Source organism: Geobacter sp. DSM 9736 (genome assembly GCF_900187405.1).
GTDB lineage: Bacteria > Desulfobacterota > Desulfuromonadia > Geobacterales > Geobacteraceae > DSM-9736.
This window is the reverse complement of sequence record NZ_LT896716.1, coordinates 419,475-442,695: the sequence shown is the minus strand read 5'-3', so window position 1 is coordinate 442,695 and position 23,221 is coordinate 419,475. Positions and strand designations below refer to the sequence as shown.

General features: G+C 56.6%; 21 protein-coding genes. 2 read left to right on the top strand and 19 right to left on the bottom strand.

The features are described from left to right. Positions 1 to 2: 2 nt before the first annotated feature. The 11 genes from CFB04_RS01995 to CFB04_RS01945 form a co-directional block, all read right to left on the bottom strand. Positions 3 to 1,091 carry a DegT/DnrJ/EryC1/StrS aminotransferase family protein gene (locus CFB04_RS01995; protein WP_088533714.1) on the bottom strand — a complete coding sequence of 363 codons (1,089 nt, stop codon included), beginning with the start codon at positions 1,089 to 1,091 and terminating at the stop codon, positions 3 to 5. A gap of 212 nt (positions 1,092 to 1,303) precedes the next feature. After that, a complete protein-coding gene (locus CFB04_RS01990; RefSeq protein WP_088533713.1) occupies positions 1,304 to 2,233 on the bottom strand; it encodes a Gfo/Idh/MocA family protein in 930 nt (309 codons plus the stop codon). Then, a complete protein-coding gene (lpxA, locus tag CFB04_RS01985) occupies positions 2,230 to 3,015 on the bottom strand; it encodes an acyl-ACP--UDP-N-acetylglucosamine O-acyltransferase (protein WP_088533712.1) in 786 nt (261 codons plus the stop codon). The genes CFB04_RS01990 and lpxA overlap by 4 nt, the downstream gene beginning before the upstream one ends. Positions 3,016 to 3,141: 126 nt before the next feature. Next, positions 3,142 to 3,576: a 3-hydroxyacyl-ACP dehydratase FabZ gene (gene fabZ, locus CFB04_RS01980; protein ID WP_088533711.1), complete on the bottom strand. Its 435-nt coding sequence runs from the start codon at positions 3,574 to 3,576 to the stop codon at positions 3,142 to 3,144. A 31-nt stretch (positions 3,577 to 3,607) separates the two neighbouring features. Beyond that, positions 3,608 to 4,651, bottom strand: a complete 1,044-nt coding sequence (gene lpxD, locus CFB04_RS01975; RefSeq protein WP_088533710.1) for a UDP-3-O-(3-hydroxymyristoyl)glucosamine N-acyltransferase — start codon at positions 4,649 to 4,651, stop codon at positions 3,608 to 3,610. Between the two features lie 23 nt (positions 4,652 to 4,674). Next, the gene (locus tag CFB04_RS01970) at positions 4,675 to 5,193 is read right to left on the bottom strand and encodes an OmpH family outer membrane protein (protein WP_088533709.1); all 519 of its coding nucleotides are present in this window, start codon (positions 5,191 to 5,193) and stop codon (positions 4,675 to 4,677) included. Positions 5,194 to 5,241: 48 nt separating this feature from the next. Further along, positions 5,242 to 7,551 carry an outer membrane protein assembly factor BamA gene (bamA, locus tag CFB04_RS01965; RefSeq protein WP_088533708.1) on the bottom strand — a complete coding sequence of 770 codons (2,310 nt, stop codon included), beginning with the start codon at positions 7,549 to 7,551 and terminating at the stop codon, positions 5,242 to 5,244. A gap of 31 nt (positions 7,552 to 7,582) precedes the next feature. After that, a complete protein-coding gene (locus CFB04_RS01960; RefSeq protein ID WP_088533707.1) occupies positions 7,583 to 8,254 on the bottom strand; it encodes an ABC transporter ATP-binding protein in 672 nt (223 codons plus the stop codon). A gap of 86 nt (positions 8,255 to 8,340) precedes the next feature. Then, the gene (locus CFB04_RS01955) at positions 8,341 to 9,615 is read right to left on the bottom strand and encodes a lipoprotein-releasing ABC transporter permease subunit (RefSeq protein WP_088533706.1); all 1,275 of its coding nucleotides are present in this window, start codon (positions 9,613 to 9,615) and stop codon (positions 8,341 to 8,343) included. A gap of 74 nt (positions 9,616 to 9,689) precedes the next feature. Further along, positions 9,690 to 11,168 (bottom strand): lysine--tRNA ligase, encoded by a 1,479-nt coding sequence (gene lysS, locus CFB04_RS01950; protein ID WP_088533705.1) that lies wholly within the window; start codon positions 11,166 to 11,168, stop codon positions 9,690 to 9,692. A gap of 220 nt (positions 11,169 to 11,388) precedes the next feature. Continuing rightward, positions 11,389 to 12,285 carry an HD-GYP domain-containing protein gene (locus CFB04_RS01945; protein ID WP_088533704.1) on the bottom strand — a complete coding sequence of 299 codons (897 nt, stop codon included), beginning with the start codon at positions 12,283 to 12,285 and terminating at the stop codon, positions 11,389 to 11,391. Positions 12,286 to 12,433: 148 nt separating this feature from the next. Between CFB04_RS01945 and wrbA the strand changes: the two genes are divergently transcribed. Next, complete coding sequence (gene wrbA, locus CFB04_RS01940) at positions 12,434 to 13,048, top strand: NAD(P)H:quinone oxidoreductase (RefSeq protein ID WP_088533703.1); 615 nt, start codon at positions 12,434 to 12,436, stop codon at positions 13,046 to 13,048. 199 nt (positions 13,049 to 13,247) lie between these two features. Beyond that, complete coding sequence (locus CFB04_RS01935; protein WP_088533702.1) at positions 13,248 to 14,438, top strand: hypothetical protein; 1,191 nt, start codon at positions 13,248 to 13,250, stop codon at positions 14,436 to 14,438. 194 nt (positions 14,439 to 14,632) lie between these two features. On the opposite strand, the gene CFB04_RS01930 is transcribed toward CFB04_RS01935, so the two are convergent. The 8 genes from CFB04_RS01930 to CFB04_RS01895 all read right to left on the bottom strand — a co-directional run bounded on the left by CFB04_RS01930 (position 14,633) and on the right by CFB04_RS01895 (position 23,213). Further along, positions 14,633 to 15,868: a hypothetical protein gene (locus CFB04_RS01930; protein WP_088533701.1), complete on the bottom strand. Its 1,236-nt coding sequence runs from the start codon at positions 15,866 to 15,868 to the stop codon at positions 14,633 to 14,635. Between the two features lie 97 nt (positions 15,869 to 15,965). Further along, positions 15,966 to 16,964: a hypothetical protein gene (locus tag CFB04_RS01925; protein WP_088533700.1), complete on the bottom strand. Its 999-nt coding sequence runs from the start codon at positions 16,962 to 16,964 to the stop codon at positions 15,966 to 15,968. Positions 16,965 to 16,995: 31 nt separating this feature from the next. Continuing rightward, complete coding sequence (locus tag CFB04_RS01920; RefSeq protein WP_088533699.1) at positions 16,996 to 17,466, bottom strand: FKBP-type peptidyl-prolyl cis-trans isomerase; 471 nt, start codon at positions 17,464 to 17,466, stop codon at positions 16,996 to 16,998. Positions 17,467 to 17,566: 100 nt separating this feature from the next. Then, positions 17,567 to 18,808 (bottom strand): DUF1015 domain-containing protein, encoded by a 1,242-nt coding sequence (locus CFB04_RS01915; RefSeq protein WP_088533698.1) that lies wholly within the window; start codon positions 18,806 to 18,808, stop codon positions 17,567 to 17,569. A 34-nt stretch (positions 18,809 to 18,842) separates the two neighbouring features. Beyond that, positions 18,843 to 19,619 carry a C40 family peptidase gene (locus CFB04_RS01910; RefSeq protein WP_231934513.1) on the bottom strand — a complete coding sequence of 259 codons (777 nt, stop codon included), beginning with the start codon at positions 19,617 to 19,619 and terminating at the stop codon, positions 18,843 to 18,845. A 63-nt stretch (positions 19,620 to 19,682) separates the two neighbouring features. Beyond that, a protein-coding gene (prfB, locus tag CFB04_RS01905; RefSeq protein WP_157698689.1) for a peptide chain release factor 2 occupies positions 19,683 to 20,796 on the bottom strand; the annotation gives its coding sequence in 2 pieces (ribosomal slippage) (positions 19,683 to 20,726 and positions 20,728 to 20,796; 1,113 coding nt in all). Between the two features lie 9 nt (positions 20,797 to 20,805). Then, positions 20,806 to 22,362 (bottom strand): apolipoprotein N-acyltransferase, encoded by a 1,557-nt coding sequence (gene lnt, locus CFB04_RS01900; RefSeq protein ID WP_088533696.1) that lies wholly within the window; start codon positions 22,360 to 22,362, stop codon positions 20,806 to 20,808. After that, positions 22,362 to 23,213: a hemolysin family protein gene (locus tag CFB04_RS01895; protein ID WP_088533695.1), complete on the bottom strand. Its 852-nt coding sequence runs from the start codon at positions 23,211 to 23,213 to the stop codon at positions 22,362 to 22,364. The genes lnt and CFB04_RS01895 overlap by 1 nt, the downstream gene beginning before the upstream one ends. Positions 23,214 to 23,221: the final 8 nt, after the last annotated feature.

Sequence of the window (23,221 nt, the reverse complement as noted above, 5' to 3'; positions counted from 1 at the left end):
CTTCAGCAACCCTTGATAACCCGTACCACTTCCTCCACCTGCTCGTCGGTCATTTCGGGGAAGATGGGGAGCGACATGCAGCGTGAAGCCACTTCTTCAGCCACCGGCAGCGAAACATTGCCATATTCTGCCGCGAAGACCTCCTGGCGGTGTAGCGGAATGGGGTAATACACGGCCGAAGCTATCTGCGCTGCGGTTAGGGCCTGCATGATGGCATCGCGGGAATCGGTCAGCACCGTGTACTGATGGTAAACGTGGACGCCAAGGCCATCTTCGAAGGGGGGAGTGACCTGGGAGCCGGCAAGAAGTGAGCTGTACCGGTGAGCGACGCGGCGGCGTCCCTCGTTATATGCCGATATCCGCTTTAGTTTTGCTCTAAGAATGACCGCCTGGATTTCGTCGAGGCGACTGTTGTAACCGATTACGGAGTGATGATATCGAACCTTGCTGCCATGGTTGCGCAGAATTTTCACCTTCTCTGCCAGTTCCGCGGAGGTGGCGGTAATCATCCCGCCGTCACCGTAACAGCCGAGGTTTTTGCTTGGGAAGAAGCTGAAGCAGCCGAGGGCACCAATGGCCCCGGTCATCTTTCCGTTGATGGAAGCGCCGAAGGACTGGGCGCAATCCTCGACGAGGAGAAGATTGTGCCGCTTGCAGATCTCCTCGATGGGAGCCATGTCTGCCGGCTGTCCGAACAGGTGCACCGGAAGTATCGCGCGAGTCCTGCTCGTTACCGCAGCTTCGATTTTCGACGGATCGATGTTGAATGTCTTCGGATCGATATCGACAAAAACGGGAGTAGCACCGACGTACCGTATTGCTTCAGCGGTGGCTATGAAGGTGAAGGGGGAGGTGATTACCTCGTCCCCGACCGTGATGCCGGCTGCGGCTAGCGCCAGATGCAGGGCGTCGGTTCCTGAAGCAACCGCAACGGCATTAGGCACACCGAGATAGGCCGCAGCCTCCTGCTCGAATGCGGCAACATTGGGACCGAGAATGAACTGGGTCTTGTCCAGCGCCTCAAGAATGCCCTTATCGATTTCCTCTTTGATGCTCAGGTACTGTGTTCTCAGATCAACCATCGGAATCATGTTCTCACCTCGGGATCGCTCTGCCTCGGCCCGAACCAAGAGGCATTCGGCAGCGCGAGATTTAGTAATAACCAGACTGTTGAATCAGGCAGGTTGTTCAAAAACAGTCAGATCGCCGCACCCGCAGAAAGCCCCACGGAGGCATAGCTGCGCTACGCCGCACACGGCGGCTTTCGACGACCGCGGCGAGATGGCTGTTTTTCAACAAGCTGTTAAAGCTGCTTGTTGATGAGGAGGGCAATCTCCAGCGCCTTCCTTCCATCCTCCCCTGTAACGACGGGAGCCTTCCCTGTTGCGATGGATTCGAGAAATGCCTCGATCTCAAGCCTCAGCGCATCCACCTGTTCGAAACTCTGTTCACTGACGTCCACAGCAGGAACGCCCGGTGCCGATTCTCCATCTCCCTTCCGGAGCACCGCCAATTTCCTGTTCTGAAAGTCCAGAACGACGTAGGAATCGGGCTGGAAGATACGCATTTTCCGCTCACTGGTGAAACTCACCCGGCTGGCGGTCACGTTGGCAACACAGCCATTCTCGAAGACAATCCTGGCGTTTGCGATATCCTCTCCGGCGGTGAAAACCGGTGCACCGACCGCATCGATCCGGGCCACGTTGCTTCCTACCAGGTGCTGGATGATTTCGATATCGTGTATCATCAGGTCGAGGACGATGTTGACGTCGGTCCCCCGTGCCTTGAACGGCCCTATCCGTGTGGCATCGATGAACCTGGGCTCCTTGAGCACGCCCCCGAGCGCCGCCATGGCCGGATTGAACCGCTCCAGATGCCCCACCTGAAAAACAGCACCCTTGGCCGCAGCAATGCGGATCAGCTCGTCAGCTTCCTCCAGCGTCCGAGTGATAGGCTTTTCGAGGAGAACATGCTTCCCCCGCTCCAGGAAAAACTTCGCTACCTCATGATGGTAATTGGTCGGCACGACGATGCTGACCGCATCCACTTGGTCAGCTATCTCTCGGTAATCGCCACAGTACCTGGTGCCGACCTCCTCTGCCACCCGCCCCCCCTGCTGCGGGTCAAGATCGACCACCGCGACGAGGTCCGAGTGCTCTATGGCAGCATATTTCTGCGCGTGGAATCGCCCGAGGTATCCGACACCTATGACCGCCGTCCGTATCCTTTTCATCGCCTGCAAATCCCCCGTTGCGAAGGGTGCTCGATGAACTCGATGAAGTGATTCACTTCCGGCGAAGCAGGGACCTCCTGCTTGATCCGCTCGATGGCATCGGCAAGCTTCAACTGGGAAAGGACAAGTATCTTGTAGGCTGTTTTCAGGCTCGCAATGACTTCATCGGGGAAACCGCGCCGTTTGAGGCCGATGAGGTTGAGGCCTCTCAGCTGCGCGTCGCGCCGGTCCCCCCCGGTAGCGATCGTATACGGGGGGACATCAGTCCCTACGAGCGTCCCGCCGCCGACCATGACGTGAGAACCGATCCGTGTGAACTGGTGAACGGCGGTAAGGCCGCCAAAGGTAACGGAGTCTTCGATGGTAACGTGACCGGCGAGAGTCGCACAGTTGGCCATGATAACATTGCTCCCGACCTTGCAGTCATGGGCGACGTGAGAGTAAGCCATGAACATGTTGTTGCTTCCGATGCTGGTTACGCATTCCTTGGCGGTGGTGGCCCGATGAAGGGTGGAAAACTCACGGATTATGTTGCGGTCGCCGATCTTGAGCCAGGTCTCCTCCCCCCTGTACTTCAGGTCCTGGGGAGGAGCGCCTATGGAAGCCATATGGGAAATGATGTTCTCCTCCCCCAGTTCGGTCCACGACTCGATAACCGTATGCGCGCCTATCTTCGTCCCCTGCCCCACCCTGACATGGGGACCGATCACGACGTACGGTCCGACCTCAACATTTTCAGCCAGCTCTGCGGTGGGGTGTATCACCGCGGTAGAATGTATCATTATTCTCTCCTGAAGCGGTCGAGGTGCAAGACCCGCCAGCCTGGTATCACCGAAGCGACGCCGGTCTTGCGCGATTTTCAGGCCGAAGCCGACAGCGCCAGCACCCGAAGCCCGACCGCTGTTTTGTTATTTGTCTGCGAAGGTAGCCTTCAACTCCGCTTCGGTCACGAGTGTATCTTCTACATATGCCTTACAGGCCATGCTCCAGATACCCCGCTTGGTATAGATTGTTTCCGCCTCGATTCGCAGCTGGTCCCCGGGCTTGACCGGCTTTCTGAACCTTGCGTTATCGATCGCCATGAAATAGGTGACCTTTTCCCGATCCGCTTCACTGGACGCAAGGTATGCCATGATGCCTGCTATCTGAGCCATGGCCTCTATGATAAGCACTCCCGGCATGACGGGGTGCCCAGGAAAGTGCCCCGGAAAGAAGGGTTCGTTGATGGTTACATTCTTGATCCCGACGATCCGTTTCCCCGGCTCGACCTCAAGAATCCTGTCCACCATCAGAAACGGATACCGGTGGGGCAGTATCTCCATGATCTGGTTTACGTCAAGCATGATTCGTCCTCCCTGTATTTCAGTAGATCAATTACTTCGAACTTAACTGCTCCAGCTTTTCCTCCAGCTCCTGAATTCTCTTTTCAAGGGCGCTGATGTTTTTCTTCATTTCCGGAAGCCTGGGCACGGTACCCATCGCCCGCAGCCATTCCCTGTGCGGAATAGCGGGAATGCCGCTGAACATTCCGTTGGCAGGGATACTGCCGGTTACTCCGGACTTGCCCCCTATCATCGTATTGTCACCGATGTGAATGTGCCCCGCCACGCCGACCTGCCCTGCAAGGGTAACATGGGAACCGATGGTGGTGCTCCCGGAGATGCCGACCTGGGAGACAATCATGCAGTTCTCACCGATGACGCAGTTGTGAGCTATCTGGGTCAGATTGTCTATCTTGGTCCCGCGCCTGATGAGTGTCACGTTAAGCGCGGCGCGGTCGATGGCGACATTGGCGCCGACCTCCACGTCATCCTCTATAACGACTATGCCGATCTGGGGAATCTTGTACCAGGAGGCGTCGTCGGGAGCATAACCGAAGCCGTCGCTGCCGATGACTGTGCCACTGTGGACGATAACCCTGCTGCCGATCCGGCACCGCTCCCTTATAGTCACGTTGGCATGGATCACGGTATCGTCGCCGATTTCCACACCTTCATAAAGCACGGCCCCCGGGAAAACCGTCGCACGGTTACCAAGCTTCACACCATCCATTATGCACGCTCCAGGATGGACCGTCACATCGGTTCCCATAATGACGCCGCTGCCCACAACGGCCCCTTCGCATACCCCCTTCACCGGCAGAGACCGTACATGGAAAAGTGTCAGGAGCTTGGCGAAAGCCAGGTAGGGATTGGCGACCTGAATCGCGTTGCGACCGTATCTTTCGGCTCCGGGAGGGAGGACAACGGCGGAAGCGCGGGTGTCCGATACCTTCCCGGCATACTTCGGATTGGCGAGGAAGGTAATCTGGCCTTCCACGGCTTCGTCGAGCCCGGCAAGTCCTGTGATCCTGGCCTCCCCGTCGCCGACGAGTGTGCCGCCCAGATATTGGGCCAGTTCGTTGAGAGTTTTTTCCACGTTTCCGCTCCTGCCGCTCCGGGCTACTTTTTCTTCGAAGCGTTGAACTGCTTGAGGATGTCATCCGTCACGTCAGCAGTCTCGTCCTGATAAATCATTCCTTCGTTCTTTACGAAGATGAAGGTGTACTTGTTCTTGCGGCCGTAGTCCTGAACGACCTTGACTATCTCGTCGACGATCCGGCTCGTCAGCTCGTCATTCTTCGCCTGAAGATCATCCTGCGCGTCCTTGAGAAAACGCTGGTACTCCTTGAGCTTCTGCTGATAGTCCTTCTCCTTGGTGATACGAGCAGACTCGGAAAGAAGGACGCTCTGCTTCTCAAGTTCAGCCTTCAGCTTCTTGAGCTCTTCTTCCTTGGTGTTCTTGTCGAGTTCGTACTTGTTCGCCTTCTGGGCGAGTTGCTCCTTGGCACCCTTTCCGGACTCCGAAAAGAGGAGGACTTTCTGGACATCCACGGAACCGATCTTCCCCCCCTCTGCAAGGACGGGAGCGGCGAATGCAAGGCAAAGCAGAAGAACGGATGCGGTAATGGCTCTTTTCATGTTCATCTCCTTCAGGTTGAGTTTGTCTTCTTGCGTTTATACTGCGTGTCAGAAAAAGCCGCCGATGGAAAATTCGAGCCTTCCCCCCGACTGGTCGATCTCGGCGCGGGGGTTAAGCGGTATGCCGTACTCCAGACGCAGCGGCCCCATGGGAGAAAACCACCTGATCCCGAAACCGTAGCTCGAAAGGAATCGGTCAAAGACGGCTGCTTTGCTGTCGAAGGAGTTCCCCGTATCGAAGAAGAGAACGCCTTTCAGCCCTGCATCCTTGATGAGGGGAAACTGGTACTCGGCATTGAAAAATGCTTCCGTGTCCCCCCCCAGATATACCTCGTTAAGGGACCTTGCAGCTTCACCTGATGAATCGACGGGCAAGAACGGGCGGTTGGTGTTTACCGGACTGACGGTCCTTCCAGCATAGCCGCGGATTGTGTTGATGCCCCCCAGGAAGAACTTTTCGTCGATGGGCACCTGCTTTCCGATCCCCTGAATGTGCCCGACCTCACCGCGAAGCGAAAACACCGTGCCCCACCACGCAGGGAAGAAAACGGTAGTATTGCCGATGTAGCGGGCATAGCGGCTCGTACCTCCCAGCCCGGCCACCTCGACCGACAGGTTGTTCACCATCCCTCTAGAAGGATCGAGCCTGTAGTCGGTCGTATTACGCGTGATGCTGCCGGTGACGGAACTCGTGGTGGCTGAAGTCTCGACCGGTTGTGCCTGCCCCGTCAGTATGTTGTTTTCGAGAGCGGCCGATAGATTGTACACCTTCTTGTCCTCGAATTTATAGACCCAGAAGGTGCTGACCGTATCGGAAAGGGGATAGCCGGCCTTTATGTCGCCGCCGGTGACGCGGCGGGTGAAGTCGAGGTAATCCCGTTCGGTACGGTAAAGGTCCGCCCCGAGTGTCCAGCGGGTATCGAGGAAGTAGGGATCGGTCAGGCCGAGGTTGTATGTCTGGGATTTCCCACCGATGGAGGCGGCAGCGTTGAGCTTGAGGCCGAGGCCGAGGAAGTTCGCCTGCTGGATCGAACCCTGGCCGATTATGCCGTCGAGAGAGCTGTAGCCGCCTCCGATACTGAAGGTTCCCGTCGGCTTCTCCTTCACGTCGACGTTCAGATTCAGCTTGTTGTCGGCACGTCCCCGGGCGGTGGCTAGATTCGCCTCCTCGAAGAACCCGAGGTTCATCAGGTTCTGCTTGCTTCGTTTAAGTGCCGTAGCACTGTAAAGTTCCCCTTCGGCCAGTTTTATCTCGCGGCGAATGACCTTGTCCCTGGTCTTGACGTTGCCGCCGATGTTAATGCGGTCTATGTAGACCTTCTCCCCCTTCTCCAGGTCGAAGGTCACGTCGATGATCTTGCGCTCTGCATCGGCTTTGGAAAGTGGCGTTATGTTGGCGAATGCGTAGCCTTTGTCGGCGTAGATATCGGTAAGGGTAAATACATCGCCACGGAGCGTTCCCCTGCTGAATATCTCCCCCGTCTTAAGCTTCAGTTGCTTGGCCAGTTCTGCTTCGGATTCGAGAAGGTCACCCTTGAAGCCGAGAGCGCCTACACTGAACTGCTCACCCTCGGTGATGCCGATGCGGACTTCAAGGCCCCGCTTGTCGGGCATTACCGTCACGACCGGCTCGCCCACCTTCACGTTGACATACCCGTTGTTGTAGTAGAGGTCGGCAATCAGGTTCGCGTCGTTTTTCAGTACTTCTTCCTTATAGGTACCCGAACTGGTAAGCCATGAAAACCAGCCTTTCTCGTTGGTTTCCATAACCTTCTTCAGCTTGCGATCGGAAAAGGCCCTGTTTCCCTCGAAGAGTATCTTCCGGATGAGGACCTTGTCCCCCTCCTTTACAGTCAGCAGAACCCTCACCTCGTTGGCGGACCGCTTCTCCGTGCGGGTGTCGATCTCCGCAAGGTAGTAACCGTCGTCTGCATAGAGCTTCTTGACCTTCTTGATGCTCTTAGCGACATCATTGGGGGAGTAGATGGTATTGGTCCTGATCTCCAGCACTTCCCTGATTTTTTCCGTAGAGACTTCCTTGTTTCCCTCAATGCGGATCTCACGAACGACCGGCTTCTCGGTGACTAGGAAGGTAAGGACAGTCCCTTTGTCCCCCCGGCTGATCTCGGCCTTTACGTCCTGGAAATGGCCGAGCCGGAAGATGGCGCGGACATCTTCGTCCACCTGCTCCGGAAAAAGATAGCTGCCGGCAGTGGTCTTCAGCACATTTGCAATAGCGGCGGCCTCAATGCGCCGGTTGCCCTTCACGAGCACTTCGACGACCCTCTCGTCGTCGGCATGAGCCGCGGGGATGGCGAGTATCAAGAGAAGCAGTAGGAGGAACAGTCTGTTCAGCAAGAAACCCTCACCTTCATGTCACACCTGTCCTCTAGTCCAGCCGGCCGTCGACGAGCCGTATGGTCCTTCCCATGCGGGCTGCCAGGAGTTCGTTATGGGTTACTATGATTATGGTTATACCAGTCCTGCCGTTAATCTCGGACAGAAGGTCGTGAATACCCTCACTGGTCTTCATGTCCAGGTTTCCGGTCGGCTCGTCGGCCAGGAGCAGTTGCGGAGACAGGACCAGTGACCGGGCAATGGCCACCCGCTGCTGCTCCCCTCCCGAAAGCTCCCCCGGCTTGTGAGTGAGGCGGTGCGACAATCCGACGTTGGAAAGCATCTCCTCAGCGATGACTGCCGCCTCGTCCCTCTTCATTCCTGAAATCAGCAGCGGCATCATCGAGTTTTCGAGCGCGGTGAACTCGGGAAGGAGATGGTGAAACTGGAACACGAAACCGATGGACCTGTTGCGGAACAGCGCGAGAGCAGAATCGCTCTGGCGAAAAATGTCTTCCCCCCGGAACTTGACGGTGCCCGAACTGGGGCGGTCAAGGGCTCCGAGAAGGTGGAGAAGCGTGCTCTTCCCGGCTCCCGAAGCACCGACGAGGGCAACAGTGGCACCTGCCTCAACCTGAAGGGTCACTCCCTTGAGGACTTCGACCTTACCTTCTCCGGATCCGTACGACTTGCGCAGATCAACTGTATCGAGGAGCTCAGCCATAGACGGCGACACCCGAGATCAGCTCAAGGCCGAGGTTAAGGATCGAGCCTGTGCCTGAACCTGTTGGTGCTGCTAAAAACCTCGGCCTATTCATATCTAAGAGCCTCCGCAGGGGAAAGCCGCGATGCCTGCCAGGAGGGGTAGAGAGTGGCCAGGAACGAGATCAGAACCGCAGTGACTGAAATGAGCAGCACATCGGAGGGAACGACCCGTGAAGGGAAATGGTCAAGGTAGTAGACATCCTTGCTGAACAGCTCAAAACCCGTCACGTGTTGAACCACGGTAATGATAGGCTCCAGGTTCGTGGCAACGAGCAGCCCCCCCAGCACGCCGATGAGAGTACCGAAAATACCTATGATCAGCCCCTCTATGACGAAAATCTTCATGATGCTCGTGCCGGTGGCACCCATAGACTTGAGTATGGCGATATCCTTGGTCTTCTCCATCACAACCATAAAGAGGGTTGATGCTATACCGAACGCTGCAACGAGCACGATCAGGGTCAGGATGATGAACATGACTAGCTTTTCCGTCTTGAGAGCGAAGAGGATGTTCTTGTTCATCTGCATCCAGTCGCGGGCAAAATAGGGGAAACCGATCTTGGTGTTGATCTGGGCCGCGATCCGTCCCGTCGCGTACACATCGGACACCTTGAGCTGGATACCGGTGACGGTGTCACCCAGCCCCAGGAACTCCTGCGCTTCCGGAAGCGAAACATACCCCAGGGTCGAATCATACTCGAACATGCCGGTATTGAAGATTCCGACAACGCGGAACTGCTTCATCTTAGGCACCATTCCTAGCGGCGTGATGTTTCCGAGGGGAGAGATGACGTTGACGGTGTCGCCGGTATAAAGGTTCAGGTTTTTTGCCAGCTCTTTACCAATTATCAGACCCGGACGCGCAGGCTCGCTTCCTGCCAGAGGTACCTGCGCGGGCTTTTCCAGCTGCTGGAGCTTCCCCTCCACCAGTGACTTGCTCAGGTTCGTAACCAGTGGATCGGTGGCGACATCCACCCCGCGCAGAACTACACCGGAGACATTCTTCCCGCTGGAGAGCATAACCTGGTTATAGATGAACGGGGTCGCGGCAACAACACCATCTATCTTCTTGAGCCTCCCCATGAGTGCGTCATAACCTTCGATCCCCCCCGTGGACTTGAGAACGACGATGTGGGCGTTGGTGCCGAGAATCTTATCCTTAAGGTCCTCCTCAAACCCTGTCATCACCGCCAGAACGATGATGAGAGCCATGACGCCGAGGGCCACCCCCGCGGTCGAAATGACCGTAATGATCGAAATGAAGGTCGACTTGCGCTTCGCTTTCAGATAACGCAGGCCAATGAAGAGTTCGTAGGGCATTCAGGTCCCGTGATATTGGAATTGATACTCCCGCCGCCCTGGCCGGCGCAGCAGGCATAAAGCTGCCAGTACCGTTATTTTATCTCTTTTCGCAGCTGGGGAAACAGTATGACGTCGCGAATCGATGGCGAATCGGTGAGCAGCATGACCAGACGATCGATTCCGATCCCCTCGCCGGCGGTGGGAGGCATACCGTATTCAAGCGCACGGATGTAATCCTCATCCATGTAGTGAGCCTCTTCATCCCCCTTGGCCTTGGCCGCGACCTGCGCGAGGAAACGCTCCTTCTGGTCGCGAGGATCGTTTAGCTCGGAAAATGCATTTGCCATCTCACGTCCTGCGCAGAAAAACTCAAACCTGTCGACGATCTCGGGATCGTGGTCATTCCTACGCGAGAGCGGAGAGACTTCCGTGGGATAGGCGGTAATGAACGTAGGCTGAATAAGCTTCGGCTCGGCTACCTCTTCGAAGATTTCGGTTATCAGTTTTCCATATCCTACATCGCCGGGAAGGTCGAGACCTATCTTCTGGGCGTAGGCATATGCAAGGTCTCTATCGTCCAGGGATTTCGAGTCGATGTCGCCATACTCGAGAATCGCCTCCCGCACGGTCAGCCGCCGCCATGGACGCTGAAGGGAAATCGCCTCGCCCTGATACACAATATCAAGCGTTCCAAGTAGCTGCTCTGAGACATAGCAGAGGAGTTCTTCAGTAAAGTTCATCAAGTCTTCGAAGGTAGCATAAGCCTGGTAGAACTCCATCATCGTGAATTCCGGATTGTGCCGAACCGAAATTCCCTCGTTGCGGAAATTACGGTTTATCTCGAACACCTTCTCGAACCCGCCCACTACGAGCCGCTTCAGGTAGAGTTCCGGGGCAATCCGCAGAAACAGCTCCATATCCAGTGCGTTATGATGGGTCACGAAGGGGCGCGCCGTGGCTCCACCGGGAATCTGCTGCATCATGGGCGTTTCGACTTCAAGGAAGTCGTTGTCCGTCATGAATTCCCGGATGAGATTTACAATGCGGGAGCGCTTGGCGAAGACTTCCCTCACCTCCGGATTCACGATAAGATCGACGTAGCGCTGCCTGTAGCGGGTCTCCACATCGGTCAGCCCGTGAAACTTTTCGGGCAAGGGCAGTAGCGATTTGGTAAGCAGCCTGAGGCTGGTCACATGAAGTGAAAGTTCTCCCGTCTTGGTGCGGAACGGATAGCCTTCGGCACCGATGATATCGCCTATGTCGAAGGTTTCAAACTGTTCGAACACGTCGGGGCCGACCGCATCCTTCTTGACGTAGAGCTGCATGCGCCCTTTCCGGTCCTGTACCTGGATGAATGCAGCCTTGCCGAACGAACGGCGGGCGAGAATTCTTCCTGCGACGACGAAGCTGGTCGGATTCTCCTCGATCTGCTGCACTTCACCGTAAGCGGCCTGAAGGTCGGCCGAAGTATGCGCAGGCTTGAAATCGTTGGGGTACGGGTTGATTCCGGCTTCCCACAGCGCATCGACTTTCCGCCTTCTCTGGAGCAGCAACTCGCTCAACTCTTCCATTGCACCATACACCCTTTCTGGGGGCTGCTTGCGCAGCCGGATTACCAAACCGACAAATTAGCGTGTTCATCAGGGTAAGTCAAGCAAAAAGGGGGGGGAAAAACAGGGGGGTGAATAAGGCAAGTAACGAAAATTCTAGGAGGTTTTTGTATACGGCTTAGGCGGAAATGCCTGCCGTATTCGATGATCTTTCCCTTTCAGATTAACAGCGGCAGCGGTTTCAGCAATTTCCGATCGTGCTGTAAAGACGCGCGCCGAAATGCTTGTCAGTCATGAGTACAACGTCATTTTCCTGGGTAATGTCGTCGAGGACACTTATGAAGGCTTCTACAACACGCGGGTCGAATTGAGTACCGGCATTGGAGTAAAGCTCGTTGAGCGCGTCACGCATGAGCAGCGCGCTCCTGTAAGGGCGATCCGACGTCATAGCATCGAATGCGTCTGCCACTGCCAGTATCCGGGCCTCCAGAGGAATCGCCAGTCCCTTGAGGCCGTTGGGGTAGCCTGTACCGTCGAAGCGTTCGTGATGGTGAAGAACGGCTGCAGTTTCGCTCGGGAGCGCCCGGGAGGAATCGAGGAGTTCGGCACCGATTACAGGATGCTTTCGAACCATGGATTGTTCTTCAGCATTGAGTGGGCCTTCCTTGCTGAGGACATAGCCGGGAATCCATATTCTACCGATATCGTGGAAAAGTGCCGCCTTCCGAAGAGACTCCAGCTCCTCATCGGCAAGTCCCATCGCTTTTCCGATCTTGACAGAAAAGTCAGCAACACGCGCACTATGCCCACTGGCGTACGTGTCGTTGTTGTCTGCTGCTTCGGCTATCGATTGAAGCGTAGTAGTGAATGTCTCCTCCAGAACGGACAGTGTCTCGTTGAGATCGACCTTTTCCCCAGCCAGAGACCAATTCTTCTCGACGAGCCTCAGAGCGGAAGCACGCTCCATCTGACGCAGGACAAAGTAGAGCGCAGTCATGAGCAAAACCACGTAGCCGGCGGCAACAAGTCTCGACTCAGTCAGATGTCCGCCCAGTGTCCACCAAAGAATAAAACCGGTGATAGCAAGAGCCATTTTGCTCCCGGTTCCGAAATCGTATGTCGTGATCTTCTCCCTCATGATTCTGCTCCTTCGTCTTTTGCAAGCTTATCGACGAGCGGTTAGAGAACTTGAACCGAAAAAGGGGAAGCCGCTAAATGCCCTGGACTCTTGCGAAAGCGTCACGATACGCTAAGCTTCCTGAATCTATGACGCAGAGGAGGAAGTCATGAAAGCTCTGGTTCTATACTACTCGCTGTACGGACACATCCACAGAATGGCTGAGGCAGTTGCCGAAGGAGTACGGGAGATAGCCGACGCGGAAGCGGTACTTAGGCGTGTCCCCGAAACCCTCCCCCCGAAGGTCCTGGAGCTGATGGGAGCGGTGGAGGCCCAGAAGGCGTTTGCCCACGTACCCATCTGCACCGTCGATGAGCTTGTCGATTATGATGCCATCATCTTCGGAACGCCGACGCGGTACGGAAACATGTGCGGCCAGATGCGCCAGTTCCTCGATGCGACCGGACAGCTCTGGCTGAAAGGAGCGCTTGTCGGCAAGGTGGCAAGTGTTTTCGCAAGCTCGGCAACGCAGCACGGGGGGCAGGAATCAACCATCCTCACCTTCCACGTCAATCTGCTCCATTTCGGTATGGTCATCGTAGGCCTTCCCTACTCGTTCGCCCAGCAGATGAGGATAGACGAGATTACCGGCGGCTCACCATACGGCGCCAGCACCATCGCCGGTGGGCGTGGCGAACGCATGCCCAGCGAAAACGAGTTGGCCGCCGCACGTTTCCAGGGACGGCATGTCGCCGACATCGCAGCGCGGCTTGCAAGGCCGTAGCTTCGTCAGGACAAGCAGGTGAGGGCAATACCTCCCACATTTACTGTGGATCAAAATGGGGGATGAAAAAAAATTATGTGGCTATTCGTCTGCGGTCGCGGTAATTTTAATGAGCAATTGACTCCCACCGTCGGACACAACGGTCAAGACGCCACCCCTGCAACCGCCGACCCGGAATCCCTCTTAGAAATCAGTGAATATGAAGCTCCGGATATCGGCTCTGAAAAAGAACTACCTCTTTGCTGCTGTAGCAATTGTTCTCGCACTGGGAGGGGCTGCTGCCTATCACGTGGAACTGCGGAACGGTTACGAAGGAATCTTTCTCCTGAAAGGGGATGGAATTTCCTCCTTCAGGATAACCGACGACCTGTTCCACGGAGAGCAGGAGAAGCTGCTCCTCTCTTTCTTTCTGAGACCGCATGATTCGGAGCTGGCACAATCCAGCTCCGCCCCCCCCATGAGCCTTTCCTGCAACTGGAATGAGAAAACAGGGCGCGGCTACGTCATAAACCACTACCCCAACGGTACCAAGCTTGTCACCTGCTTCAGCAGGTTCATCGAAGGCTCGGGCCGGGCTCCATCCGGCCTGTTCGTCGGGGGAAACCTCCCCTTCTCCCTGCGACTGGCGAAACGTACTGCACCTAATGCCACCGGCATGTCCTTCTATGACGGAGCACGCTGGAACCACATCTGGTGCAGCGTTAACGAGGCGATCCTGACCGATGGGCCGCAACCGCTCAACGTCCCCCCTTCACGGATGAAATTCCTGGGAAGCCGGATCCTGTCCGCGACTGATGAAAAGGTCGCCATCATGAGTAATCACGAGGTGAAACTGGGGGATGCAACTCTGCTCATGGAGCGTTACGCGCTGTTTTCGGCGGGGGACATTCACTTTACCCTCGTTACCAGAATACGGAACGTCGGCAAAGTGGAGGCCAATTTTTCGTATGTTTATGGTGACGAGCCATGGGTGGGTAACTACGGAACTTCCAGGGGAGACGTAGGGTGGTTACAGGACAGCATCATCAATGTCGAAGGTTCCATCGATACCGACAAGTACAGCTATGCCGGCATATTCGATTACGGCAACCCCCTCATAAACGAAAGCCATAACTTCACCCGCATGGCGAGCTTCATCGAGTGGCTCGGGGAAAAACCTGACGTCGCCTTCTTCTCCAACAACCCCGGCTATTTCGACGACCGAAAGAAACCGCTCTCGAGCGACACCCGCTTCCTCGGGCTGCAGTGGGGTCCAAGAAGCCTCGCTCCCGGTGACTCACGGACCTACGTCCTCGCCATCGGCATGGCCGGGCGGGATGCAATGTCGGGGTTCCCGGTGAAGCCGCAGGTGGAGTTCCCCCATGAGGCGTACCGGAAATTTGTAAAGTAGCTCATGCCGATGGGACGGCTACCGGTGGCTGCAAGTTGTTATGACAGCTTCAGATATCGCTCTCTGCCCGTTCCTGCACATGCCAAGTAGCGGCTATAGAAAAGCACCAGCCGAGGACACTATCCACTTTTTCCCGTGGCGCTGCAAAAACAAAGAGGCCGGATCGAAATCCGGCCTTTTCTCTGCGCCCATCCTCAGAACCCTCCAACCCGGCGAGGGATGCCGGAAGGCTTTTTATCACCTTCTCCCTGCGCCAGCTGGCCTTGGGCATTGCTGCCCCATGCCCAGACCGAGTCGGCTGTAAAAGCAAGGCTGTAGTGGCCGACGGCGCGGATTTTCACTACCGCGCCCTCTATGCCTGTTATCAGTTGAGGGGTGGGATAATCTTTATCATCGGGAACAGAGGGCACTTCAGCACGGCCTATCTGCCCGTAGCCGTTATATCCCCAGCCCCAGACCGTTCCGTCTGCTCCCAGGGCCAGACAGTGATCGAGGCCGGCCGATATCTGTACGATACCGGGGAGTCCGGGAACCCGTTGGGGAGTCGGCTGCCGCTCCTGGTCCTCTAACTTTGGTTTCCCAACCTGCCCGAACTGGTTATAGCCCCATGCCCAGACACGGTTGGTACTGTCGATGGCGTAGCTGTTCAGTCCACCTGCGGCAATAGCGATAATCTCGATACCGTCGGGAAAGGCGATGGCTACCGGAGCAGTCTCTGTCGCAGGGCTGCCCGTGCTCCCCACCCCCAGCTGCCCATAGTCATTACGCCCCCACCCGAAGACTTTACCGTCGGCGGTAAGCGCAAGTCCGTGATAGCTCCCCGCTGCGACCTGCTGGATGCCGCTCAAACCATTGATGGGCTTCGCAAGAGCTCTCTCAGAGCCGCTATCACCTAGCTGCCCATAGTTGTTGGACCCCCAGGACCACACCGTTCCGTCCCACCGCACTGCAAGACTGAAATCGGTACCGGCGGCCACCCCCTTCACACTGATCAGCTCCGCACCACCCTCCCGCTTCACGGTCATGGCGCTCGTCTGCACATTAGTGTCCCCGGTACCCACCTGCCCGTAGCCGTTATTGCCCCATGCCCACATAGTGGCCCCGCTCACATTCCGGAAAGCCAGCGTATGGGACCCGCCCACAGCAACGTCCGTCACCCCTTCAAGGGGCGGTACATTGCTCGCAACAGTAACAGGATCGACAAGATACCGCGTGTTCCCACTGGTGCCGCCCGCCCCGAGCTGGCCGTTGGCATTGTACCCCCAGGAATACACAGTTCCATCTTTAACTGCTGCCGCGTGGGCATAATAGAACGCGGGAGTCCTGGTGCTGAACGCGACTGTTTCCTGCGTGCTGCCGCCGCACCCTGCGACGAGGAGGGGCACGAAAAGAGAAGCGTGGCGAAGCCACGTGAACTTGAACGATAACATATTGATCCTCAGGCTATGGATTCTGTTCCGGCGTTGGATTCAACTACAGAAACGTGGAAAAGTCAAGGGAGGGGGCAAGGTTAGCGAGGTGGCTTCTTCACCTTCCAGCTGAAATCGTGCTGCTCTCACCAGGAAGAAGACCGGGGAAGGAGAGAGTACCAACATACTCACCCTGCCGATAGCACGTCGCCTCGCCGGGAGGGAACCCGGTCTGCCCGGTATTGGTGACGGTAAAGGAAAGATGGGAACGGGCTCCGGGCAGATAAGCTTCCTTTTCGACCGGAAGCAGATAGGCTGCCACGGGGCGATCCGGAGAGATCACTGGAAAAGAGGTAGATGCTGAATCCGAAATGGTGGCGGGTACCACGGTCCAGCTGCCGGTGTCCTTGAAATCGGGAAGAGTCGCCCGGACGGCAACATCGGCGTTTCCATTTCCCGAAAGGCGGAAATCGTAGCGGGGAGTCCAGGCAAGGTCGGTACGTATGTAGCTCCCCCTGATCTTGCCACCTTTACCGGAGAGCCTGATCCGGACGCGTTGCCCCTTTTTCTCCGCCTCTCCTCCGAGCCGGGCCAGCTGCGCCTCCACCCCCTTCAGCTCCGTCTCAGCCTTGCGACGCGCCCGATAGACCTCTTCCAGCTGGGCTATGGCGAATTCCGTGCCTTGACGGATGGTGGCCAGCGGCTCGGGGTTCCCCTTCGTCTTGCGGGGCGCCTTCCCGCTCTGGGACTTCGCGGCTGAGCGGAAGATCTCTTCCCTTGCCTCCAGCGCTTTCAGGCGGTCCGACAGGTGCCCCCGGCGCTCCGACAGCCGCGCAGCTTCTTGCTCCCGTTCCTTGCTGCGAGGCATTGGAAGAAATTCCACCATCTCAATCACCTGCCGGCCAGCCGGTTTGAGACGGAGCGAACCGGGCTTCACCCCTGCAGGAAGCAGAAGGTCAATGGTTCTAGCGGTGGCAACCGCGTCGAACTCTATGATTGCAGCGTCAAGATAGAAGGTGGTTCCGGTGGTCCCGGCCACCACTGAGGAAGGGAAACTGCAAAGGCCTGGTAGGAAGAGTGTGAGAAGGAGGATACTTATCGATGCTTTTCGCTGCATGCTGCAACCTCCGCCTCACACTCCACAGGTGTCAGTTCTGCACTTCGAGAAGCTCCACTTCGAAAATAAGGGTCGCATTGGGAGGAATAACGCCACCGGCCCCGGCCGCACCATACCCGAGCTGAGGAGGCACGATCAGCTTCCGCTTGCCGCCGGTCTTCATGGTTTGGACCCCTTCGTCCCATCCCGGAATCACCTGTCCCACACCCAGTGTGAACACGAAGGGCTGCCCTGAATCGAGCGAACTGTCGAACTTGGTGCCGTCCTCAAGCCACCCGGTGTAGTGGACCTTTACCTGCTTGCCGGGTGTTGGGGCCGCTCCAGTACCGGTGACCAGATCAACATAGGACAGCCCCGACGGAGTCTTTACGGCCGCCTGTGCGGCGGCTGCGGGCTGTTTCGCATTATCGCCTGCAGGCTTCTGCTCCTTCTGTGCACATGCCGGGATGATGATCCCTGCGATCAGAAGAAGAACTACAATCAACTTTTCTACACCTCTCACTGCAACCTCCTGCTGTTGATTATGAATTTTCGGAGCGTTTCCGTTTGCGTACTTGCATGTATCGAACTGCTTATTCGTTTCTTTAGAATTTTTTACGTATCTACGAAAGAAGGTGGACGAACAGCCCGCTTCGCAACTTCGGTTCGAACCAGGTTGATTTAGGGGGCATGATTTTTCCTTCGTCCGCCAGAGCCATCAATTCATCCAGCGAGGTGGGATGGAGGGCGAAGGCGACCTGGTATTCACCACCGGCAACAAGGCGCTCAAGCTCTGCAAGCCCCCGGATGCCGCCGACAAAATGGATCCGCTGATCTGTACGGGGATTATGAATTCCAAGAATCGGACTCAGAAGATTGTTCTGGAGAATTGATACATCCAGCCTCGATACTGCATCATCGGGATTGAACGATCCCTGACGTGCACGGAGTTCGAACCATTTCCCATTCATGACCATGCAGAATTGATGAGTGCGCTCCGGCTGGAACGGGCCAGCGACAGGTGCGATTTCGAACTGCTCGGAGACGCCGGCAATGAACTGCTCCGGACTGAGGCCGTTCAGGTCCTTCACGGCACGGTTGTACGGCATGATGTTCATCTCGTCATCCGGAAAAATGACCGTAAGGAAGAAGTTGTATTCCTCCCCCCCTGTATGGTGCGGATTCGCCTTCATGCGAAGGTCGCGAACCCGGCTCGCGGCCGCACTCCGATGATGGCCATCTGCGACATAGAGTACCGGAATGGCTGCGAAGAGAGCCGTAAGGTCGGCAATAGCGTCAGTCTTGTCGATCACCCACAGGGCATGCTCGACGCCGTCATCGGTGGTAAAATCGTAAACGGCCTCTCCCCGCGTCACTTCAGCTACCAGAGCTGCTATTCGTGCATCGTGGCGATAGGTGTAAAAGACCGGCTCATCGTTGGCATCGAGCCGGTCTATGTGCATGACGCGGTCCTCTTCCTTGTCGGCACGTGTGAGCTCATGTTTTTTAATCACGCCCGACTGGTAGTCGTCAACGCTGGCGCAGGCGACGAGACCTGTCTGAACGATTTCTCCCATTTTCTGCCGATAGACGTAGTAGCAGTCATGCTGATCCTGGATGAGAACACGGTTTTTCATGAAGTGCATAAGGTTTTCGTGCCCCTTCACATACACGGGCTCCGAATGGACATCGACCTCTGAAGGCAGATCGATCTCCGGCCGTGATATGTGGAGGAAGCTGTAGGGATTCCCTGCCGCCATCATTTGGGCTTCCTCCACGTTCATGACGTCATACGGAAGCGCAGCCACACGTTCGGCCAGATCGGACGCCGGCCGCAGCGCCCGGAACGGTTTAATCAATGCCATGATGATTTCCTCTGTAGGTAATTGATACTGAAAATTAGAAGTAGCGTTTGCCGCCGATGAATTTCTTGACGAAATATTCCTCGTCGAGGGAAGAAATCTTGATGTCAGCACCACGCCGGGGCGCGTGGACGAAGCGACGGTTGCCGACATAGATGCCGACATGATTGATCTCGTCTCGAGAGGCACCGAAGAAGACGAGGTCGCCATCCTTCAGATCGTCTCTGTCGATGTTTTCACCGGTGCCGAACTGCTCCCGTGACGTACGCGGGATGTTGACCCCGCACAAGTTGTAGACCGCACGAACAAAACCACTGCAATCCATGCCGTCCACCACGTTGTTCCCCCCCCACCGGTAAGGGATGCCGACAAAGCGTTCTGCAGTGCGAGCGGCGATTCCCCCCATGTCACTCGTAGGTTTGGGACGGGGCACCGGAGAGGAATACTTCTTCAGCTCGGTTTTTTTACCCTTCTCGATGAATTCGCTTTGAGGGGAAGCGATAAAGTAGGAGTCGATCATCTTGTCTGAGACGAGCTTTTTAGCGTGCTTCTTCGCTGCGTCCCAAGTCGGATAGTCGCCGAAACGTACCGCGTAGATGCGGCTGTCCCGCTTGAAGTAGAAAGCGTCGATCCCCTTCTCCTGAAGCCGCGCCGTGAGACGCTCCGCATTCTTTACATCGGAAAATGCCCCCACCTGAATGGAGTATCCTAGCCGCGAAACCCCCTTCGTTTCCTTCAGATGAGCCGCACAACCGGCAGCGGCGGTGGAAAGGAGGATGAGGAGCGACAGAAGAAGAATGGTACTGCGGTGCATCATAATCCTCTTTTTACCCGGTTCAGCTCAATGCGTAAAACATCGAATCAAAGCATTAATAGGCTAGACATCCTGAACTTCGCGGCGGACCCCCATCAGATAAGCCACAATGAAATCTTCCAGATCGCCGTCGAGCACGCCATCGGGGTTTCCCGTCTCAACTCCGGTCCGCAGATCCTTCACCATCTTGTAAGGATGGAGTACATAGGAGCGTATCTGGCTCCCCCAGCCGATCTCCTTCTTCTCGCCGCTGATTTCGGCCGCCTTCGCTTCCCGCTCCTCAAGTTCACGCTCATAGAGTTTCGCCCGCAGAACACGCATCGCCGTGGCCTTGTTCAGATGCTGGCTCCGCTCGGTCTGACAAGCGACGACTATACCGGTTGGAAGATGTGTGATGCGGATCGCCGAGTCGGTGGTGTTGACGTGCTGGCCGCCGGCCCCGCTGGACCGGTACGTATCGACCCGCAGTTCCGACTCGTTGATCTTCACCTCGATGTCGTCTTCTATCTCGGGAAATACGAAGACCGAAGCGAAAGAAGTGTGGCGCCTGGCATTGCTGTCGAAAGGGGATATCCGCACCAGACGATGAATGCCCGCCTCGGCCTTTAGATATCCGTAGCTGCACTCCCCCGACACCGCGAAGGTGACACCCTTGACCCCCGCCTCGTCACCTGCCTGATAGTCGGTAATATCGGTCTTCCATCCCTTCCGCTCGCAGTAGCGGAGGTACATCCGCAGGAGCATTTCCGCCCAGTCCTGGGATTCGGTACCCCCTGCCCCGGCGTTGATGGAGACGAAACAGTTGCTTCGGTCATGGGGACCGGAGAGCATCTTCTGAAACTCAGCCTGCTCCACCTTCTGTTCGAGCTCTTCGTTCAGCTGATGGACTTCGGCGAGAGTGGCCTCGTCCTCCGCTTCCGCGCCTAGTTCGATGAGCACCCGGATATCGTCCGCCTGCCGCTGGAGCCGGTCCCATATTTCGACCGTTTTCTCCATGGCCGTCCGCTCCTTGAGTACCTTCTGCGCACGTTCCTGGTCGTCCCAGAAACCGGGTGCGGCAATGGCTGCCTCAAGCTCCCGGATATCCTCCCGCTTCCTGTCTACGTCAAAGAGACCCCCGAAGTTTGGCGATCCGCTCGGCAAGAGCTTCGATGGTTGCTATTTCTTCACGGTACATTGCTGCTCCTTATCGTGTTTTTAATCTTACCAGGCCCGTAACCAGTGTGATGCCCCCCAGGAGGAGACATGCTATGGCGAAGAAGTCACCATAGGCGGTGTAAAGCGACCCGCCTTCGCCGCTCCTTACTTCCCCTGCAAGAACGGCCTCCTCGAACAGAGGAGTCATACCGCGGATGTGCCCCTTGCTGTCGATGATAGCGGAGATTCCGGTGTTAGTCGAGCGCACCAGGGGCACCCGGTTCTCCACCGCCCGGAAGACCGTCATGGAAAGGTGCTGGTGCGGTGCCGAAGAGCGTTTGTACCAGGCATCGTTGGAAATGTTGACGAGCACCCGGCTTCCCTCCCGGACGTACTCTCGTGCCAGCTCGGGGAATATCCCTTCGAAACATATGAGGATGCCTATTCGCCCCTTGCCGATGTCGAGAGGTACAGCCGCCGCACCCGGTGAAAAATCCCCTATCCCCGTCACCAGCTTGTTTACGAACGGAAGCAGACGGGCCATCGGAACGTACTCCCCGAAAGGAACGAGGTGTATCTTGTCGCTGCGCCCCATGGTCCGTCCGTCGGCGCCGATGAGAAAGGCACTGTTGAAATACATGGGGCCAGCGGCAGTCATGTCGTAGGCGGGGCTGCCGGTAACGAGGTTAGTCTTCAGGCCGCTTGCGACCTTCCTTATCCGGTCGGCATACCTGGCATCGTCCTGGAAGAAGAAAGGAGCAGCGCTTTCGGGCCATATGACGAGATCACTACCCGCCGTCTCCGGCCGCCGGGAGAGCCGCTCGTAGATTGCCACCGTCTCTTCCTGAAAAGCCGGATTCCATTTCACGTCCTGGGCGATGTTTCCCTGGATCAGCGAGACCTTGATGGGCTTTCCTGTATCGGGCCGGTTGAGACGGCTGAAACCGTACCCGAGAGTAACGACCAGCAGTAGCAGAAAAAGGACCGCTTCCCTGGTCGGGTAGGATGCCTTGTCCCTTCCTGCCACTGCTCTCAGTATAAGGTAGAGCAGGACGTTCCCCATTACGACGAGAAAGCTGAGCCCGTACACGCCGGTCACGTCCGCCACCTGTATCAGGGGCAGCGTCTTGAACTGTGAATACCCGAGGCTCGCCCAGGGAAAGCCGGTAAGAAGAAAGGAGCGGAGATACTCCATCGAAACCCAGAAGACCGGAAAGGAGAGGAAGGGCGAAATTCCCGCTGCAGTGCCCCGAGCGACCGCCCAGGTGACGATGCCGACGTAAAGGGCCAGATACGCCGACAGCACCAGGTAAAGCGAACCGCTGACACCCCAGTTGAGCTTGCCGTAGGTCACCATGACGATGTTGAGCCAGTAGAGAATCCCGGCATACGCAGCCATGCCGGTCGTGAAACCAAGCTTGAAGGCGTCTTTGGGGCTCTTCCTGCCGAGGGCCAGCAGAAGCGGAACAAAAGCGAACCACGCTAGAAGCGACAACCCCGGCTTCGGGAAAGAGAGGGCCAGCAGCACCCCCGACAGGAGGGCCAGCAGGTAGTCGCGACGCTGTATCCCCTTGGATCCCGGTGTTTTGAATCTGCGCTTGGCCACTACTGTACGCCTTCTTCCCTTCTCTCCAGCCGCCTTATCCGCACCTTGCTGATCTTCCGTTCGTCTGCCTGAAGCACCGTCATCACAATTGAATGATTGGAAACTTCCTCGCCAGCCTTGGGGATTTTGCCGGTCAGGTGGAAGATTAGCCCCCCCACCGTGTCGAACTTTTCCCGCTCGATCTGAATATCGAAATACTCTTCCAGCTCCTCGATGGGAAGCCGCGCGTCAACGAGCACCGACCCCTCCGGCTCCTCCACGAGCCACTCTTCTTCAAGGTCGTACTCGTCCTGAATGTCCCCTACGATCTGCTCCAGGAGATCCTCTATTGTGACGAGCCCCGAAGTCCCACCATACTCATCGATGACGATGGCTATGTGAACACGTTTTTTCCTGAACTCCTGGAGCAGCTCCTCCAGGTTCTTCGCCTCAGGGATAAAGTAGGGAGGGCGCATGATCTTCCTGAGGACGATTGCCGCATCGTTCATTCCCCAGTATTTCAGAAGATCCTTCGCATACGCCAGCCCGACGATATTGTCCACGGTACCGTCGAAAACCGGGATTCGGGAGTGGCCGCAACCGATAATCTGGCTGATGATTTCCCGCACAGTTGCGTCAACCGAGATGCAGGCCATATCGGTGCGGGGCACCATGATCTCCCGGACCACCGTGTCCCGCAGGGTGAAGATGGCGCGGATCATCTCGTTCTCTTCCTCGTTGATCAATCCCTCTTCTTCCCCGGCATCCATCAGCTCGTGGATCTCTTCTTCGGTGATCTTTCTGCGCCCGGAAACAAAGCGATTGACAAGTTCCCACAACCCCTGGTTCTTCCTACTTGGCCCGTCGTCCAAACCCGTTA